This is a genomic window from Breoghania corrubedonensis, assembly GCF_003053845.1.
GTDB classification, from domain to species: domain Bacteria; phylum Pseudomonadota; class Alphaproteobacteria; order Rhizobiales; family Stappiaceae; genus Breoghania; species Breoghania corrubedonensis.
Genome location: NZ_QAYG01000008.1, coordinates 211,610 through 227,358, shown reverse-complemented (window position 1 = coordinate 227,358; position 15,749 = coordinate 211,610). Strand labels below are relative to the sequence as shown.

Genomic DNA, 15,749 nt, shown 5'->3' with positions numbered 1-15,749 from the left:
CGCGCCGGAAGCAGGCGGCGCGCGCTCGGCATGCCTCCTCACTTCATCAAGACGTAGCTTCCCGGTGCATCCATCAAGGGCGCGTATCCCGCTTCCTTCGCCCCCATGGCCGGCGGCTCCGCCTCTCCGCTCGAATGGGACTTGAGCCAGTCGGACCAGGCGATCCACCACGACCCTTCCCGCTTCTCGGCGATTTCGAGCCAGCCGTCGGGATCGTGGAAACCGTTGTGACCGTCCTGCCCGTAGATCCGGTAATGGCGGTGCTGGTGGCCGGGCTCGGAGACGATGCCCGCATTGTGCCCGCCGTTGGCCAGCACGAATGTCACGGCGCTGTCGGCAAGATGCGTGATCTTGTGAACCGAACGCCACGGCGCGACATGGTCGCTTTCGGTGCCGACGGCGAAGATCGGCACGCGGATTTCCTCCGGCGCGACCGGCTGTCCCTCCACGTGATAGCGCGCTTCGGCAAAATCGTTGTTGAGGAACAGCTGACGCAGATATTCCGAGTGCATCTGATAGGGCATGCGGGTGGCGTCCGCGTTCCACGCCATCAGATCGAACATCGGTGTGCGCTCGCCCAGCAGGTAGTCGCGCACGTTGCGCGACCAGATCAGGTCGTTTGAGCGCAGGAGCTGGAAGGCGCCGGCCATCTGCTTGGTATCGAGAAGGCCTTGCTCCCACATCATGTCTTCCAGATAGGACACCTGGCTTTCATCGATGAAGAGCGTCAGTTCGCCTGCTTCGGTGAAATCGATCTGCGCCGCGAACAGGCTGACGGAGGCAAGCCGGTCATCGCCGAACCGTCCCATCGCCGCGGCCGCGATCGACAGCAGCGTGCCGCCAAGGCAATAGCCCACCGCGTGGATCTTTTCGCCTGGAACAATCGCGCCGACCGCGTCGAGCGCGTCCATCACGCCCATCCGGCGGTAGTCGTCCAGCGACAGGCTTCGATCCTCCGGGCCCGGATTGCGCCAGGAAACCATGAACACCGTGTGCCCTTGGGAGACCAGATAGCGCACCAGCGAGTTGTGCTCGGAGAGATCGAGAATGTAGTACTTCATGATCCAGGCCGGCACGATCAACACAGGTTCGCGTTGCACCTTGTCCGTGGTCGGCGCGTACTGGATGAGCTCGATCAGCCTGTTTCGGTAAACGACCTTGCCCGGCGTCGCCGCCAGGTTGCCACCGACGACGAAGTCCTCCGTGCCGGCCGGCGGCTTGTCGCCGAGTGTCCGTTCCAGATCCTCCACGAAATTCGCAAACCCGCGCGCCAGGTTCATGCCGACTTCCAGACGCGTACGCTCCAGCACTTCCGGATTGGTAAAAGGATTGTTGGAGGGCGAAAACACGTCCAGCATCTGCCGCGTCATGAACTCCACCACGCGTTCGTGATGATCGGAAACGCCGCGCACGCCCGTGGTCACGTTGTACCAGAACTGCTGATTGAGCAGGAAACCCTGATACATCAGGTTGAATGGAAAGGTGTTCCATCCCGGGTGGTCGAACCGGTGATCCTGCGGCAGCGGTTCGATGCAACGCTGCGCCGCCTCCCCGGAGGCGCAATGGCCCGCATAGCGCGCAAGCCGTGCGCCCTTTCGCCAGGCCTTGCCGGCAAGACGCATCTGATGGCCGGGAGAGATGGCCAGATGCGCCAGCCAGTCGGCATAGGCAAGCGCTAGCGAACTCGGCGAGATGCCGCCCGTCAAACGCGCCAGTCCCGAGCGTGTCGCCCGGTCGACGAGTTCGGAGAACGCACGCGCCGCATAGCTGTCCCTATCCCCCTCCGGCACGGCCGCCGGTTCACGGCGCACCTGACTGACTGGATCACGGGACGGTTTGCCGACGGTCTTGCTGGCGGCCCCCACCGCACGCAGGGGCGTAACGCTGCCCTCGTTCGGGGATTTCTCGCTTTGCTTCACTTGTTCACCTGCTCCCAAAAGCAATTGTTCATTGAAAAGAGTAGTCGCCATTCTTTGCGAGATTATGCCGCTGCGGCATCTTTTTTGATCGGAAAGCGAGGCAATGTGCGGCTGCGTCATTGCGCCGCACAACAAAACGCTGCCGCAGCGCACTCTCGCCTCTGCCTTGCCATAGTTCCGTTACGTTATTTCCCTGCATTTTAGCCAAAGGTCGGTAATCGGCCGTACTCTTGCGAACCCAGCAAGCACACAAGGGAGTTATGCCATGCCGCGTCAGACCAAGACCCCCACCAAGGATCCCAGCGTCGTGCCTCTGCCCTGGCTCGACCCTTCCTGGATGGAGAAGGCCGACATGTTCGGCAGCCGCTTCTTCGACCAGTTCGCCAAGGTCAACATCGAAACGCTCGACAAGACCGAGACGCTGATTGAGGATCACATGAGTTTCGTGCGCGGCAGGGTTCATGCCGACTTCGAGTACGCCAAGGCGCTGTCGAAGGCCCGCGACCCGATGGAAGTGACCCGCATCATGTCGGAATTCTGGGAAAAGATGATGAGCGACTATTCCGCCTGCGCTGAAAGCAGCGGCGAGAAGATGCGCGAATTCGCCGCCAAGGCCTGCGAGACCAGCATGGAGATCGCCGAAGTCTCCGGCGAAGCGGCCAGTTCGGTCGAAGAGGCCATCAGCAAGGCGACGAAGTCCACCGCCGCCTGATCTCGCTGCGCGAGCCTGGCCCCCGGCGGAACCGGACCATGAACGAACGGAAGCGCCTCGCTGCCAGCCGGTGCGAGGCGCTGACCGGTACGGCCAGAGTATCGCGTTCTAGTTCTTGTCTTCCGGCAAGACCGGCAAGGGAAGGATTTCGATGCCTTCCTCGATGAGGTCGCGCGCGTCTTCCGGCGTCGCCTCGCCATAGATGCCGCGCTGCTCCGCGTCGCCGTAGTGCATGCGCCGTGCCTCGCTGGCAAACCGAGCGCCCACATTGTCGGCACTCTCGGTGATCAGATTGCGGAGCTTGCGCATCATGTCGACGATTTGCGCCTGCTGCGGATTGGGCATCGCCATCATCGGCATCGCGCTGGCGTGTTCGGGCGTGGTTGCGACCGGATGCGGGGCGGCTTCGGCTCGCGAAACTTCCGCTCCCGATCCCTCGACATCACGCGTGCCGGAAACGGCCGGCGCCATCAACGCCTTGGAGATCCGGTCATCGCCGCAAACGGGACATGTCAGATGCCCGTCGCCGGCCTGACAGTCGAATTCGCCGGCATTGCGGAACCAACCTTCGAACTCATGTCCCTCCGAACAGATCAGGGAATAGTGAATCATGAAACCGGCTCCGTTTGCGACAGCGCGACCGTTTCGATCGTGAAGGGGCGCTCGTTTGCAAGCGCGGGAACGCGGCCGCGCGCCTTGGCGACCTCATCTACGTCAATCTCGGCGAGGACGAAACCGGGCTCGTCGTGATCGGCCTCCGCCAGGATCTCGCCCCATGGCGCGATGATCAGCGAATGCCCGAAAGTCTCGCGGCCGTCCTCGTGCCGCCCGCCCTGCGCCGCGGCGAAGACGAAGGCACCGTTCTCGATCGCCCGTGCCCTCAACAGGATGTGCCAGTGGGCCTGCCCGGTCTGGCGGGTGAAGGCGGCGGGAATGGTGAGCGCCTGCGCGCCGGCCTTGGCCTGGGCGCGAAAGAGATGCGGGAAGCGCACATCGTAACACACAGCCATGCCGAGCTTCAGCCACGGCAGTTCAGCGACGATACTCTCCTCGCCCGGCTTGTAGGTGCGCGATTCCCGCCAGCTCTCGCCATTGTCGAGATCGACATCGAACATGTGGATCTTGTCATAGCGCGCAAGGATCTCGCCCTGCGGCGAGATCAGAAAGCCACGATTGGCAACCGTTTCCGCGCCAAGTCGGATGGCGAGAGATCCGATATGCACCCAGAGGCCGAGTTCGCGGGCAAGAGAACGCAACCGGGCGAGGCAGGGATCTTCGTCCTCGCTCGAGATCTTTTCCATAAGAGCGGCGCGATCGCGCTCCAGAAGATTCGTCATCTCAGGCGTCAGGACATAGGAGGCACCCTCCGCCGCCGCCGCGCGGATCAGGTCCTCGACCTGGGCGATATTGGCCGCCACGTCGCGGCCGGATCGCGTCTGGATGCAGGCAGCCTTGAATGCACTCATCGCTCTTCTCTCCGCGCTCACCGCTTTCGAGACCCACGTGCCCGGCATCATTGTGGCGCACAAGTCTTAAGCCTTTCGCGACCGGGTATGCCCCCGCCGGGGGCCGAGCGCAACCGGCGCTATCGGAAAACCGGTCCGCGACGTCCCTTCGGGAGAAGGCGTTTCGTGAGCGCCGGTCTATCAGGCGGCGATCAACGCGTCGAGCTTGCCCTGGCGTTCCAGCGCATGCAGCTCATCGCAACCACCGACATGGGTGTCGCCGATAAAGATCTGCGGGAACGTCATGCGCCCCGAACGCGACATCATTTCCTGCCGCTTTTCAGGGGCATAGGTCGCGTCGATCTCTTCGTACGCGACCCCCTTTTCATCGAGAAGGCTCTTGGCGGCGGTGCAGTAGCCGCAGAACTGACGCGTATAGATCACGATCTTGGGCATTGATTATCTATCCAGAACAAGAGGTCGATCCGGCGGCACGGGTTGACGAGGAGCGAAAGACGCAAAAACGCTGACCTGGCCCATGCAAGCGAGCAAGCACGGGCCGTGCCAGTACCGGAGCCGGAATGCTGATGCGGTTTATATTGGGAGGCCCGACGAAGAGGCAACCCGGGCAAAAGTGAGAACATCGACGCTGGCCGCGCGCGCTCGCAGCAATGCTCGCGTACACGCCTTCACCGTCGCTCCGGTCGTGTAGACGTCATCGACCAGCAATATGCGCCGTCCCTCTATCGCCGACCGCGCCTCGCCGGCCACTGCGAAAGCCCCGCGCACATTTTTCTGCCGGTCGTCACGCGCAAGCCCCACCTGGCGCGGCGTCGCGCGGATGCGAACGAGCGCGGCAAGGGCGGCCTGCTTGTCCGCGCGCGCGGCAATCGCCCCTGCCAGCACCGCCGCCTGATTGAAGCGGCGCGACCACAACCGGGCGCGATGCAACGGCACCGGCACGATGAGGTCGGCCTGCGAGACGAGATCGGCGCCGGCACGCGCCATCCAGCCGGCCATGGCCGGGCCCAGTTCCAGCCGGTCGCGATACTTGAGCCCGTGCACCAGTTCGCGCGAAATATCGTCATGCAGGCAGGCCGCGCGGGCACGGTCGAAGGGTGGCGGATCCGCGATTGCTTGCGCCGACAACCCGTCTTCGCCGAGATCGTAGGCGAGCGGCGTCCCCAGTCGGGCACAATAGGGTTTCTCGATCCAGGAGAGCTTCGCCCAGCACCTCATGCAAAGCCCCGCCGCACCGCCAAGCGGCAGGTCGCATACGAAGCAGACAGGTGGCAGAGCCAGATCGAGCAGAACCTTGAGTGGTCGAAACCGGGGAAAGCGGAGCCGCGTGACCTTGTATAAGCCGCCGGCCGCGCCAAGTCGCGGATCCTCCCGGATCCCGTTCGCCCACGTCGTTTCACCGTTCGCGACCGGCATCGCAAGTCCCGCCATTTCGGCAGCGGTCAAGAGCAGCGGCCGGAGTTTTTGACGCCCCGCTCTTTCCGCGCGATAAGCAGCCTACCATGTTCCGCGGGCAATGCCGATGAATGCTCCCTTCGACCGCCGTCTCCTCGCCCTCCACCGGGCACGCGCGCTCAAGAAACGAACCGAGGGCGCCGATTTTCTGATGCGCCTGGTCGCGCAGGATATTGAGGATCGTCTGGCCGTCACCACCCGCACATTCGACCTGGCGCTCGATCTGGGCGGCCACACCGGTGTGGTGCATGACGCGTTGTCGCGCTCAAGCCGCGTCGGCACGGTGTTACGAGCCGACCTCTTCGCGGCAGACACCGCGACGGGCACACCCGACCTCGTCGTCGACGACGAGATCCTGCCCCTTGCCGATGCCTCGCTCGATCTCGCGGTCTCCGCCCTGTCGCTGCATTGGGTGAACGATCTGCCCGGCGCGCTGATCCAGATCCGCCGGGCATTGAAGCCGGACGGGCTCTTTCTCGGCGCGCTCGCCGGCGGCGACACCTTGTGGGAACTGCGCGACGCGCTGCTGAGCGCGGAAGTGGAGTTGACCGGCGGCGCCAGCCCGCGCGTTTCGCCCTTCGCCGATACCCGCGAAATGGGCGGCCTGATGCAGCGCGCCGGCTTCGCCCTTCCCGTCGCCGACCAGGACCGGCTGACGGTGCGCTATGACAGCGCCTTCCACCTGATGCGAGATCTCAGGGCAATGGGGGCGACAAGCATCCTCGCCGAACGCGGTCAGGCGGCAAGCCGCAGTCTGTTCATGAGAATGGCCGAGATCTACAGCGAACGCCATGCCGATCCCGATGGCCGCATCCGCGCGACCTTCCAAATCTTGTCCGTATCGGGATGGGCGCCGCACGAGAGCCAGCAGCAACCGCTCAAGCCCGGATCGGCCAGAATGAGCCTCGCCGAGGCGCTTGGAACGCACGAAGTCTCCGCCGGCGAAAAGCCCGCGCAGGACTGAAATCTATGAATTTTCGAGAGAATCTGGACGCAGTTCGGACCCACGGTCTTCCCGTCAGGAACCGGTGGCGCCGGTAAAGCCGGCCGCGACCGGCTCATAGAGCTTCGACGTCAGCAGCTCGCCGATCGCCGTCACCGAGCCGACAATCGCCAGAACGATGATGCCGGCGATCAGGCTGTACTCGATCGCTGTCGATCCCCGTTCGTCCGCCCAAAAGGCCTTGAACGTTTCGCCGAGCCGGCGTTTGCGGATGGTGTCGGGATCACGCGACATGGGATGCACTTTCTTCCAGCCCAGCCGCCGCCGACCTAGAGCAGGTCGATCAGATGCGGAATGAGCGGTTCGTCCGCTGGTGGCATCGGATACTCTCTCAACGCCTTCGGCCGCACCCACTTGAGTGCCTGACCTTCCCGGCCCTGAACGATGCCCTGCCACCTTCTGCAGACGTAAAGTGGCATCAGGAGGTGAAAATCGTCATAAGCGTAACTGGCGAAGGTGAGCGGTGCGAGGCACTCTTTCTTAACCGTGATGGCAAGTTCCTCGGCCAGTTCGCGGGTCAGAGAATCCTCCGGCCGCTCCCCCGGCTCCACCTTTCCGCCCGGGAATTCCCACAATCCGGCAAGCGCCTTCCCCTCCGGCCGCTGAGCAATGAGGATACGTCCGTCCGTATCGATGAGCGCGCAGGCGACGACGAGCAGAAGTTTCGGCATGAGGGACCTTGTTCCATGGTGAGACGCAATCGGAACGGGCGATTAACGATAATCGTCCGACACCGGCCAATATCGCCTACACCGCCTGCGGCATGCGGCAGTAATGGTAGTCGTAGACAGGCTCGAAGCCGAATCGCCGGTAGAGGTCGCGGGCCGGTGCGTTGTCGGCAACAACCTGAAGCCACGCCTTTTTCGCCCCCGTCTCCCGCCCGTAGGCCAGCGCATAGGTCACGAGCATCGCGGCGAGCCCGCGCCGCCGGCGGTCCTGTCTTGTGGCGACATCGAAAATGCCGATCAATGTTCCGTCGCACACGCCCAGCAGCACCGCCTGCGGCTCGCCGTTGCCGTCGCGCAGCGACAGCGCGAGCAATTCCGCCGGCACCTTTTCAAGCGACGCTCGCAGCGCAGACAGCGCTTGCGGCGTGACCTTTTCCACCCCCGTACCCCCAACGAAAGCGAAATCCCGGAGCCAGTCGGCAAGAGGCAGCCGATGCATCCGGTAGTCGTCTGCGAGCGGTCGGGCCATGCCATGCATCAGGCCGCTCTCGGAGAGCGCAGCCGCCCACACTTCCGTCTGTGCATAGCGTTCCCAGCCGCGCGCATCGATGAAATCATCGAGCGCGGGCGGAACAAGCGGCGTCCAGCGCAGGTGCATCGCGATGCCCGTATCGGCGAAGCGCGCGCCAGCGCGTGCGAGCCGCGCCTCGATATCAGCGTCGTCGGCCGGATCGTAGATATTGAGCGAGTTGACCCTGCGCGCGGGATTGCCGGGCGAAAGCCGCGTCAGCCACGCGCCGTCGAAATGCAGCATCAGACTGGGAAAGGCGGTGAGATTAGCCTGTTCCAGCGCAAAGACCGCGCTCAGGTCCGCCGGCCGTGCTCGGCCGATATCGTCAGCTTCGGTAATCGCCATTGATCTCGACATAGGCCTTGGTCAGGTCGCAGGTCCACACCGTCGCCTCGCCCTTGCCAAGCCCGATATCGGCGTGAATGACGATCTTGTCTTCCTTCATGATGCGCGAGGCCGTCTCCTCGTCGTAATCGGGATCGCGCTCTCCGGCGACCGCGACACGCACGTCGCCGAACCAGATCGCGAGCCGGTCGCGATCCGCCGGCTCGCCGGCCTTGCCGACGGCCATCACCACCCGGCCCCAGTTCGCGTCCTCGCCCGCGACCGCCGTCTTCACCAAAGGCGAATTGGCGATGGAAAGCGCGATGCGCTTGGCCGACGCCGCGCTCTCCGCCCCGGTGACATTCACTTCCACGAACTTGCGCGCGCCCTCGCCGTCGCGCACGACCTGATGCGAAAGATCGAGCATGATTTCGGCGAACGCCGCGCGGAACGCGTCAAGGCGCGGATCTTCGATCGCCACGATTTCCGGCGCGCCATGGCTTGCGGCCGTCCTCGTGGCGAAGGCCAGCACGGTGTCAGACGTCGAGGTGTCGCTGTCGACGGTAATCGAATTGAACGACGCGCCGACACTCTCGCCGAGCAGTGCCTGCAGAACATGGGCGCCAACCGGCGCATCAGTGACGATGAAGGAGAGCATGGTCGCCATGTCGGGCGCGATCATGCCCGCGCCCTTGGCAATGCCGTTGATGGTAACGGACGTGCCGCCGAGATCGACAGTGCGGGTGGCGACCTTGGGATAGGTATCCGTGGTCATGATCGCCTTCGCCGCGTCGATCCAGGGCCCCGGTGCGCCCCTCGCCACGAGATCGTCGATGACAGGTGCGAATTTTTCCGCCGGCAACGGCTCGCCGATGACACCCGTCGACGCCAGGTAGATTTCCGCGGGCACGCAGCCGAGCGCCTTCGCAACCGTCTCGGCAGAAAGCTCCACCGCCGCACGTCCCTTCTTTCCCGTGAACGCGTTGGCATTGCCCGAATTCACCATGAGCGCGCGCGCCTTGCCATGAGCAAGGTTCGCCCGGCACCAGTCGACCGGCGCGGACGGGCAGCGCGAGCGGGTGAAGATGCCAGCGGCCTCCGTCGCCTCATCGAACTGCATCAGGAGGACATCGGCACGCCCCCTGTACTTGATGCCCGCCTCGACGGTGGCAAATCGCACGCCCTCGATCTCGGGCATCTCGGGATAGGTTTTCGGCGCAAGCGGAGAGACGGCGGTCGACATGGAAACCTCGTTGGGATCAGGGCCCAGAGCCCCTCGACACGAGTTTTAGAGCAACCTGCGTTCAAGTGGAATTGCCTGAGCACAGGAAAGTTGCTCGTTTTCAAAAAGCTAGGATAGCGAGGGCCTGTCGGGAAAAGTCCCGGGCACACCGGGGCGGTCAAAATGGACAAGGGGCGCGCGTCCTGGCCAGACGCACGCCCCTTTCTCGTTTCCCGCTACGCGCATGCCGGGACATTTTCCCGACCGCGTCGCAATGGACCGGCTTACTTTTCAGCCGGCTTTTCGCCGTCGGCGTCAGCGTCGCCATCGGCCGGTGCCTTGGCGGCTTCGTCCATCACCTTGATGTCGGCCTTGGCCTTGAGGTCTTCCATCACTTCATTGTACTTGGCGCGGATCGCATCGGCGCGCAGCTGGTTCTTGACCGCGTCGAATGTCGGTGCGGGCTGCTGGCGCTTGTCCTCGACCTTGATCACGTGCCAGCCGAACTGGGTCTTCACCGGCTCCTTGGAATAGGTGCCCGGCTTCATGTCGAAGGCAGCATCGGCGAATTCCGCGACCATGCGATCCTTGGTGAAGTAGCCGAGGTCGCCGCCGTTGGGGCCGGAGGGGCCGGTCGACTTCTCCTTGGCGAGTTCGGCGAAATCCTTGCCGGTGTCCAGTTCCTTGATGATCGCCTTGGCCTCGTCTTCCGTTTTCACCAGAATGTGACGGGCATGGACCTCTTCAGGGCCTTTGAAGTCGCCGTACTGCTCATCGTAGAGCTTCTTCAGGGCAGCCTCATCCGGCTCCAGGGTGTTCTTGTCGTTGAAATAGGAATCCCTGAGCGTGCGCAGTCGCGCATATTCGAGTGCCCGCTTGACGCCCGGCTCCGCGTCCCGGCCTTCCTTGAGCGAGGCATCGGCCAGAACGTGCATGTCGACGAGCACGCCCACGAGCAGGTTGCGGCGTACCGCCTCCGGCACCTGGGCAAGATCCTGCGCATAGTCCTGCGCGGCGATCGCGACGTCCGCCTCGGTGATCGTCTCGCCATTGACCGTGGCCACGACCTTGTCGCCGTCTTCAGCCGCACGGAGCGGCGCAGCGGCGAAAAGAGCGATCATGCAGCCGGCAATGAGCGGGCGCATCACCGCCGTGCCGGGTTTGACGGCACCGAGTTTACCGGCCCTGAGTGTATGGAACATATAAGCATCCTGTTGCGTGGTGTTGATTGCGGACCCTTGCCGTCGGGCTGCCCGCAGGACTTGAGCGGGAGTTATGCCGACTGGGGCGACGTTGACAAGCTTTCAGGCCCCTCTTATCTGTCGGTCGGCCCGGTCTGCACCGGGCATTTCCGTCCGGACGACACCGGCCCCCCGCCAGGAGGCGGACCGCCGCTCGATCGAAACCGCATAGACGTCAAGCTGAAGCCGCACGCTTGCGACATGGCACGGCTTTGCCAAAGGAAGGACCATCATGGTCGGCCTCGGTGCTATCGCCCGCAAATTCTTCGGATCCGCGAACGACCGAAAGGTAAAAACGTATCGCGGCAGGGTTGAGGCGATCAATGCGCTCGAGCCTGAAGTCGCTGCCCTGTCCGATGAGGAATTGAGGGCGCGCACGGCCGAGTTCAAGAAGCAGCTTGCCGAAGGGGCCAAGCTCGACGACCTTCTGCCCGCGGCCTTCGCGACGGTTCGCGAAGCCGCCAAGCGCGTGCTCGGTCAGCGCCACTTCGACGTCCAGCTCATCGGCGGCATGGTGCTCCACGACAGTGGCATCGCCGAGATGAAGACCGGTGAAGGCAAGACGCTGGTGGCGACGCTCGCCACCTATCTCAACGCGCTCGAGGGCAAGGGTGTCCACGTCATCACGGTGAACGACTACCTGGCCAGCCGCGACGCCGGCTGGATGGGACGCGTCTACCGCTTTCTCGGCCTCACCGTCGGCGTGATCGTCCACGGGCTCGATGACACCCAGCGCCACGCGGCTTACGCCTGCGACATTACCTACGGCACCAACAACGAGTTCGGCTTCGACTATCTGCGCGACAACATGAAGTACGAGCGCGGATCGATGTGCCAGCGCGGCCACCACTTCGCCATCGTCGACGAAGTGGACAGCATCCTCATCGACGAGGCGCGCACGCCGCTGATCATCTCCGGCCCGCTCGAGGACCGCTCCGACTTCTACAACACGATCGACACCTTCGTTCCGCATCTCGACGACGCGGATTTCGAGATCGATGAGAAGCAGCGCACGGCGAACTTCACCGAAGAGGGCAACGAGAAGCTCGAGAAGCTGCTGTCGGAAGCCGGTCTGCTGAAGGGCGAAGGCCTCTATGACACGGAAAACGTGTCGGTCGTCCACCACCTGCAGCAGGCGCTCAAGGCACACAAGCTGTTCCAGCGCGACAAGGACTACATCGTCAGGAACGGCGAGGTCGTCATCATCGATGAGTTCACCGGCCGCATGATGCCGGGACGGCGCTATTCGGAAGGCCTGCACCAGGCGCTGGAGGCGAAGGAACACGTCGCCATCCAGCCGGAAAACCAGACGCTCGCCTCCATCACGTTCCAGAACTACTTCCGCATGTACGACAAGCTCGCCGGCATGACCGGTACGGCTGCGACGGAAGCGGACGAGTTCGCCGACATCTACAAGCTGGAAGTGGTCGAGATCCCGACCAACCTGCCGGTCCGTCGTATCGACGACGACGACGAGGTCTATCGTTCGGCGGGCGAGAAGTACAAGGCGATCGTCGAGCTGATCGGGGAATGCAAGGATCGCGGGCAGCCCGTGCTCGTTGGCACCACCTCGATCGAGAAGTCGGAACTCATCGCCGAGATCCTGAAGAAGAACGGCTACCGCCAGGCGGACGTCAGCGATCCGCTCGCCTTCCGCGTGCTCTATGACGGCGATCAGAAGACACAGGAAGAACGCGTTTTCGCCGTCCTGAACGCCCGCTATCACGAGCAGGAAGCCGCGATCATCTCGCAGGCCGGCGTGCCGGGTGCCATCACCATCGCCACCAACATGGCGGGCCGCGGCACCGACATCCAGCTCGGCGGCAATGCCGACATGCGTATCCAGATCGAGCTGGGCGACATGGAGGAAGGCCCCGAGCGCGAGGCGAAGGAAGCCGCGATCCACGCAGATATCGAGCGGCTGAAGCAGATCGCGCTGGAGGCAGGCGGCCTCTATGTGGTCGCCACCGAACGTCACGAAAGCCGGCGCATCGACAACCAGCTGCGCGGCCGTTCCGGCCGTCAGGGCGATCCCGGCCACACCCGTTTCTTCCTGTCGCTCGAAGATGACCTGATGCGCATCTTCGGCTCCGAGAAGATGGATTCCATGCTGCAGCGCCTGGGTCTCAAGGAGGGCGAGGCGATCGTTCATCCCTGGATCAACAAGGCTCTGGAAAAGGCGCAGCAGAAGGTCGAGGCGCGCAACTTCGACGCCCGCAAGAACATCCTCAAGTACGACGACGTGATGAACGACCAGCGCAAGGTCGTCTTCGATCAGCGTCTGGAGCTGATGGACGGCGAGGACCTTGCCGACACGATCGCGGACATGCGCGAGGAAGTCATCGAGGACATCGTCACCCGCCACATTCCCGAAAAGGCCTATCCCGAACAGTGGGATACGGACGGCCTGCTTGAGGAGGTGCGCGGCGTCCTCAACATGGATCTGCCGGTCAAGGACTGGGCGGAAGAGGAAGGCATCGCCGACGAAGAGGTGCGCGACCGCCTGAGGCGTGCGGCAGCGGAACTCATGGCCCGCAAGGTCGGGCAATACGGCCCCGACATCATGCGCCAGGTCGAAAAGGCTTTGCTGCTACAGGCGCTCGACCAGCTCTGGCGCGAGCATCTGGCGACACTGGATCACCTGCGCTCGGTCATCGGCTTCCGCGGCTACGCCCAGCGCGATCCCTTGCAGGAATACAAGACCGAGGCCTTCACGCTGTTCGAGGCGATGCTTGCCAGCCTGCGCCAGATCGTGACGGCGCAGCTCATGCGGGTCGAACTGATGCAGCAGGAGGCCCCCGAGTTGCCGGGCGACGATGACCTGCCCCCGATGCAGGCCACCCACGGCGGCGAGCCCATTGACGGCTATGCCGATGAAGGCAACGTCGCTCTGGCCTCCCGATCGAACCGCGCAACGGCTACCGAGCGCGACCAGAATGATCCCTCCACCTGGGGCAAGGTTGGCCGCAACGAACTGTGTCCCTGCGGCTCGGGCAAGAAATACAAGCACTGCCACGGCGCGCTCTGAACGCGTCCGGTCGCTGACCGGCGGACAATACGCCGCGCGAGGGAAGAACGCTCCGGATCGAAGCCGGTCATTAGGGGCAATTGAGCTGGCAGATCGAGACTCTTGTCTCAATGTGACTGAGCCTCGTTCGCGCGACCCCGGCGCGCGGCCCCGGAAAGCGGGCCGCGCGAATTTAGTTTGCAACCAGAAACTTCCCGCTTTCAGGAGTTGCGCGCGGCCTTCCCCCGCAACATTCCACGATACGCCAGAAGCCGACTTGACATGGCTTCGTATCGCCTTCATTTCTCAATGTATCTCAAGCTCCGGCCTGCTCGTCCGGCGATTGGATGAGTGCGGCCAGGCACCTCCCTTGATCGTGTAACCGATCGGTCTCTGGTTGGATTGCGGTTCCTGCGTGAGGGATCGCGTGCAAACGCCTCCGATCCCGGGAAGCCGCCGAGCGCCGGAATCGGCTCGAGCGATTTCTTGTCGATCAGATTGGTTCAATCCGATCGGAATTTGCTCTGGACGTCATCAATACCATTGGTCCCGGAGTTGTGCCAGTTATGTCCCGAAAGAAGCCCTTTCTCATTCGGCGTCTCAAGAAGGCGGTCGCCCCGATCCTGGAGCGTCACGACCTGAAGGTGGTGCCCTCCACCCGGCTTGTCGATTTCTACCTCCACGAATACGAGAGTTACGAGCAGTACCGGGACGTTCAGACCTTCTACAACAAGCAGAAGATCAAGAACGTGTGGGCCGACGAGAAGACATTGCGCCTGATCGGGGAGAAACTCTCCGCCCGCAAGCCGGGAGAGAAACTGAAGGGACTGTGCCACGGAAGCCGCAACGGCTTCGAGCAGGCGTGCTTCATCGAAGCTTTCGGGTTCGATGTTATCGGAACCGACATTTCCGATACCGCGACCCAGTTTCCCCACAGCGTGCAATGGGACTTCCACGACCGCAACGAGGAGTGGGTTGGCGCGTTCGATTTCGTCTACACGAATTCGCACGATCAAAGCTGGAATCCCCGCCAGGCGTTCGCGACTTGGCTTGAGCAACTGAAGGATGACGGCCTTATGGTTATCGAGCACACGAATTCCCATGGCCCCTCCGAAGCATCGCAGATGGATCCCTTCGGTGTGCGGCCGACGGTCTTTCCCTACGTCATGTGCGAGTGGTTCGGCCATTCGATTTCCATCGAGGTTCTCAAGACCAGGAAGGGAAACGTGGATCTCGACACCTGGCTCTTCTTCATCGCAAAGACGCCGCTTGAGCGAATGGCACTGGATACGGCAAACGCGTGAGCAGAAGGCCGCTTCAGGCGGCCGCCTCGATCCGCGCGAAGACCTCGGCGTAAAGCCCCTTCGCGCCGCGGAACTTGTCCGAGCGCGGCAGGTCCATCAGCACGACCTCCTCATCGCCCCAAAGCTCCGCATCCACATCCTCCTTGCGGCCGACGAAGACAAAGCGCGGATCGGCGAACACATTGTGTGCGGCCGTACGAATGGCGTCCCGGCGGGCCCGCGTCAGCCGGAAATCGGCCCAAGCGAGCCGGGTGTTGTCCTCGATCTCCTGGCGCAGGTTCGGCTGGATGTTCGACCAGAGCAGCCACACGGGGCCCGTAGCGGCGAACGTGTTGCTCATCAGGTGCAGGCTTTTCTCCGCAAAGCGTGCGAAACGCTCCGCATCGTGGCCGAGGATCGCCTCGCCGTCCTCATGCCAGTGATAGAAACCATCGAAGCAGCGGTTGTGCAGATGCGCGCCCTCCATCTCGAACCGCTCACGAGCGGCGAACAGCGGCGCGAGCGTTCCCGCCCTGGCCTGCTCCAGAACTTCCACGGTGGCGCGCGGCGTCGTGATGGACCACTGGAACAAGGATCCCCGGCTCCGTTCCTTTCCGAAGAAGAAATCGATCTGGAACTGGTTGATACAGCTGCACCCGATCGGAATGATCGTCGTGTCATCAAGATGGATCATGGCTCTCTCGGTCCGGTTCGCCCGTTGCCGCAGCACCGGTCGTAAGATCGGCCGCGCCCCCAGCCAGTCGCTCCCCCTGTTGTCCGTGAACCATAGGGCGGGCTTGCCATGTGACAAGCGCGGCAAACCGGTCTAAGCAACGATCCCGATGCAGGTGGCCCGCCGCCTGGCCTTATCGTGAGCG

General features: G+C 63.3%; 15 protein-coding genes. 4 read left to right on the top strand and 11 right to left on the bottom strand.

Annotated elements, in window-relative coordinates:
- Positions 1 to 38: 38 nt before the first annotated feature.
- Positions 39 to 1,919, bottom strand: coding sequence for a PHA/PHB synthase family protein (locus tag C8N35_RS18565; protein WP_428977121.1), 1,881 nt, complete (start codon positions 1,917 to 1,919; stop codon positions 39 to 41).
- A 265-nt stretch (positions 1,920 to 2,184) separates the two neighbouring features.
- Between C8N35_RS18565 and C8N35_RS18560 the strand changes: the two genes are divergently transcribed.
- A complete protein-coding gene (locus tag C8N35_RS18560) occupies positions 2,185 to 2,631 on the top strand; it encodes a phasin family protein (RefSeq protein WP_107991212.1) in 447 nt (148 codons plus the stop codon).
- Positions 2,632 to 2,739: 108 nt separating this feature from the next.
- On the opposite strand, the gene C8N35_RS18555 is transcribed toward C8N35_RS18560, so the two are convergent.
- The 4 genes from C8N35_RS18555 to C8N35_RS18540 form a co-directional block, all read right to left on the bottom strand.
- Positions 2,740 to 3,243 carry a DUF1178 family protein gene (locus tag C8N35_RS18555; RefSeq protein WP_107991211.1) on the bottom strand — a complete coding sequence of 168 codons (504 nt, stop codon included), beginning with the start codon at positions 3,241 to 3,243 and terminating at the stop codon, positions 2,740 to 2,742.
- Positions 3,240 to 4,097: a carbon-nitrogen hydrolase family protein gene (locus C8N35_RS18550; RefSeq protein WP_107991210.1), complete on the bottom strand. Its 858-nt coding sequence runs from the start codon at positions 4,095 to 4,097 to the stop codon at positions 3,240 to 3,242. Before C8N35_RS18550 ends, C8N35_RS18555 begins: the two co-directional genes overlap by 4 nt.
- A gap of 180 nt (positions 4,098 to 4,277) precedes the next feature.
- A complete protein-coding gene (gene grxC / locus C8N35_RS18545; protein ID WP_107991209.1) occupies positions 4,278 to 4,532 on the bottom strand; it encodes a glutaredoxin 3 in 255 nt (84 codons plus the stop codon).
- Between the two features lie 138 nt (positions 4,533 to 4,670).
- Positions 4,671 to 5,543, bottom strand: a complete 873-nt coding sequence (locus tag C8N35_RS18540) for a ComF family protein (RefSeq protein ID WP_245926856.1) — start codon at positions 5,541 to 5,543, stop codon at positions 4,671 to 4,673.
- 70 nt (positions 5,544 to 5,613) lie between these two features.
- Here C8N35_RS18540 and C8N35_RS18535 point away from each other — a divergent pair, with 70 nt between their 5' ends.
- Positions 5,614 to 6,516, top strand: a complete 903-nt coding sequence (locus tag C8N35_RS18535; protein ID WP_107991208.1) for a methyltransferase domain-containing protein — start codon at positions 5,614 to 5,616, stop codon at positions 6,514 to 6,516.
- 54 nt (positions 6,517 to 6,570) lie between these two features.
- On the opposite strand, the gene C8N35_RS18530 is transcribed toward C8N35_RS18535, so the two are convergent.
- The 5 genes from C8N35_RS18530 to C8N35_RS18510 form a co-directional block, all read right to left on the bottom strand.
- Entirely contained in the window at positions 6,571 to 6,789 is a 219-nt protein-coding gene (locus tag C8N35_RS18530; protein WP_107991207.1) for a Flp family type IVb pilin, read from the bottom strand.
- Positions 6,790 to 6,824: 35 nt separating this feature from the next.
- Positions 6,825 to 7,226: an 8-oxo-dGTP diphosphatase MutT gene (gene mutT / locus C8N35_RS18525; RefSeq protein ID WP_107991206.1), complete on the bottom strand. Its 402-nt coding sequence runs from the start codon at positions 7,224 to 7,226 to the stop codon at positions 6,825 to 6,827.
- A gap of 76 nt (positions 7,227 to 7,302) precedes the next feature.
- On the bottom strand, positions 7,303 to 8,139 hold the full coding sequence (locus tag C8N35_RS18520) for a GNAT family N-acetyltransferase (RefSeq protein ID WP_170122163.1): 837 nt from the start codon (positions 8,137 to 8,139) through the stop codon (positions 7,303 to 7,305).
- The gene (gene argJ / locus C8N35_RS18515; RefSeq protein ID WP_107991204.1) at positions 8,120 to 9,361 is read right to left on the bottom strand and encodes a bifunctional glutamate N-acetyltransferase/amino-acid acetyltransferase ArgJ; all 1,242 of its coding nucleotides are present in this window, start codon (positions 9,359 to 9,361) and stop codon (positions 8,120 to 8,122) included. The genes C8N35_RS18520 and argJ overlap by 20 nt, the downstream gene beginning before the upstream one ends.
- Positions 9,362 to 9,624: 263 nt before the next feature.
- Positions 9,625 to 10,542: a peptidylprolyl isomerase gene (locus tag C8N35_RS18510; protein WP_107991203.1), complete on the bottom strand. Its 918-nt coding sequence runs from the start codon at positions 10,540 to 10,542 to the stop codon at positions 9,625 to 9,627.
- 271 nt (positions 10,543 to 10,813) lie between these two features.
- Here C8N35_RS18510 and secA point away from each other — a divergent pair, with 271 nt between their 5' ends.
- Positions 10,814 to 13,609 (top strand): preprotein translocase subunit SecA, encoded by a 2,796-nt coding sequence (gene secA, locus C8N35_RS18505; RefSeq protein ID WP_107991202.1) that lies wholly within the window; start codon positions 10,814 to 10,816, stop codon positions 13,607 to 13,609.
- A 545-nt stretch (positions 13,610 to 14,154) separates the two neighbouring features.
- Positions 14,155 to 14,892 carry a class I SAM-dependent methyltransferase gene (locus tag C8N35_RS18500; RefSeq protein WP_107991201.1) on the top strand — a complete coding sequence of 246 codons (738 nt, stop codon included), beginning with the start codon at positions 14,155 to 14,157 and terminating at the stop codon, positions 14,890 to 14,892.
- A gap of 13 nt (positions 14,893 to 14,905) precedes the next feature.
- On the opposite strand, the gene C8N35_RS18495 is transcribed toward C8N35_RS18500, so the two are convergent.
- Positions 14,906 to 15,565, bottom strand: a complete 660-nt coding sequence (locus C8N35_RS18495) for a hypothetical protein (protein WP_107991200.1) — start codon at positions 15,563 to 15,565, stop codon at positions 14,906 to 14,908.
- Positions 15,566 to 15,749 lie beyond the last annotated feature (184 nt).

What these genes read in the sequence shown, in the direction of transcription:
- C8N35_RS18560 (WP_107991212.1), top strand. Translation starts at nt 2,185, where the DNA reads ATGCCGCGTCAGACCAAGACCCCCACCAAGGATCCCAGCGTCGTGCCT.
- C8N35_RS18555 (WP_107991211.1), bottom strand. Translation starts at nt 3,243, where the DNA reads ATGATTCACTATTCCCTGATCTGTTCGGAGGGACATGAGTTCGAAGGT.
- C8N35_RS18550 (WP_107991210.1), bottom strand. Translation starts at nt 4,097, where the DNA reads ATGAGTGCATTCAAGGCTGCCTGCATCCAGACGCGATCCGGCCGCGAC.
- grxC (WP_107991209.1), bottom strand. Translation starts at nt 4,532, where the DNA reads ATGCCCAAGATCGTGATCTATACGCGTCAGTTCTGCGGCTACTGCACC.
- C8N35_RS18535 (WP_107991208.1), top strand. Translation starts at nt 5,614, where the DNA reads ATGCCGATGAATGCTCCCTTCGACCGCCGTCTCCTCGCCCTCCACCGG.
- C8N35_RS18530 (WP_107991207.1), bottom strand. Translation starts at nt 6,789, where the DNA reads ATGTCGCGTGATCCCGACACCATCCGCAAACGCCGGCTCGGCGAAACG.
- mutT (WP_107991206.1), bottom strand. Translation starts at nt 7,226, where the DNA reads ATGCCGAAACTTCTGCTCGTCGTCGCCTGCGCGCTCATCGATACGGAC.
- C8N35_RS18520 (WP_170122163.1), bottom strand. Translation starts at nt 8,139, where the DNA reads ATGGCGATTACCGAAGCTGACGATATCGGCCGAGCACGGCCGGCGGAC.
- argJ (WP_107991204.1), bottom strand. Translation starts at nt 9,361, where the DNA reads ATGTCGACCGCCGTCTCTCCGCTTGCGCCGAAAACCTATCCCGAGATG.
- C8N35_RS18510 (WP_107991203.1), bottom strand. Translation starts at nt 10,542, where the DNA reads ATGTTCCATACACTCAGGGCCGGTAAACTCGGTGCCGTCAAACCCGGC.
- secA (WP_107991202.1), top strand. Translation starts at nt 10,814, where the DNA reads ATGGTCGGCCTCGGTGCTATCGCCCGCAAATTCTTCGGATCCGCGAAC.
- C8N35_RS18500 (WP_107991201.1), top strand. Translation starts at nt 14,155, where the DNA reads ATGTCCCGAAAGAAGCCCTTTCTCATTCGGCGTCTCAAGAAGGCGGTC.
- C8N35_RS18495 (WP_107991200.1), bottom strand. Translation starts at nt 15,565, where the DNA reads ATGATCCATCTTGATGACACGACGATCATTCCGATCGGGTGCAGCTGT.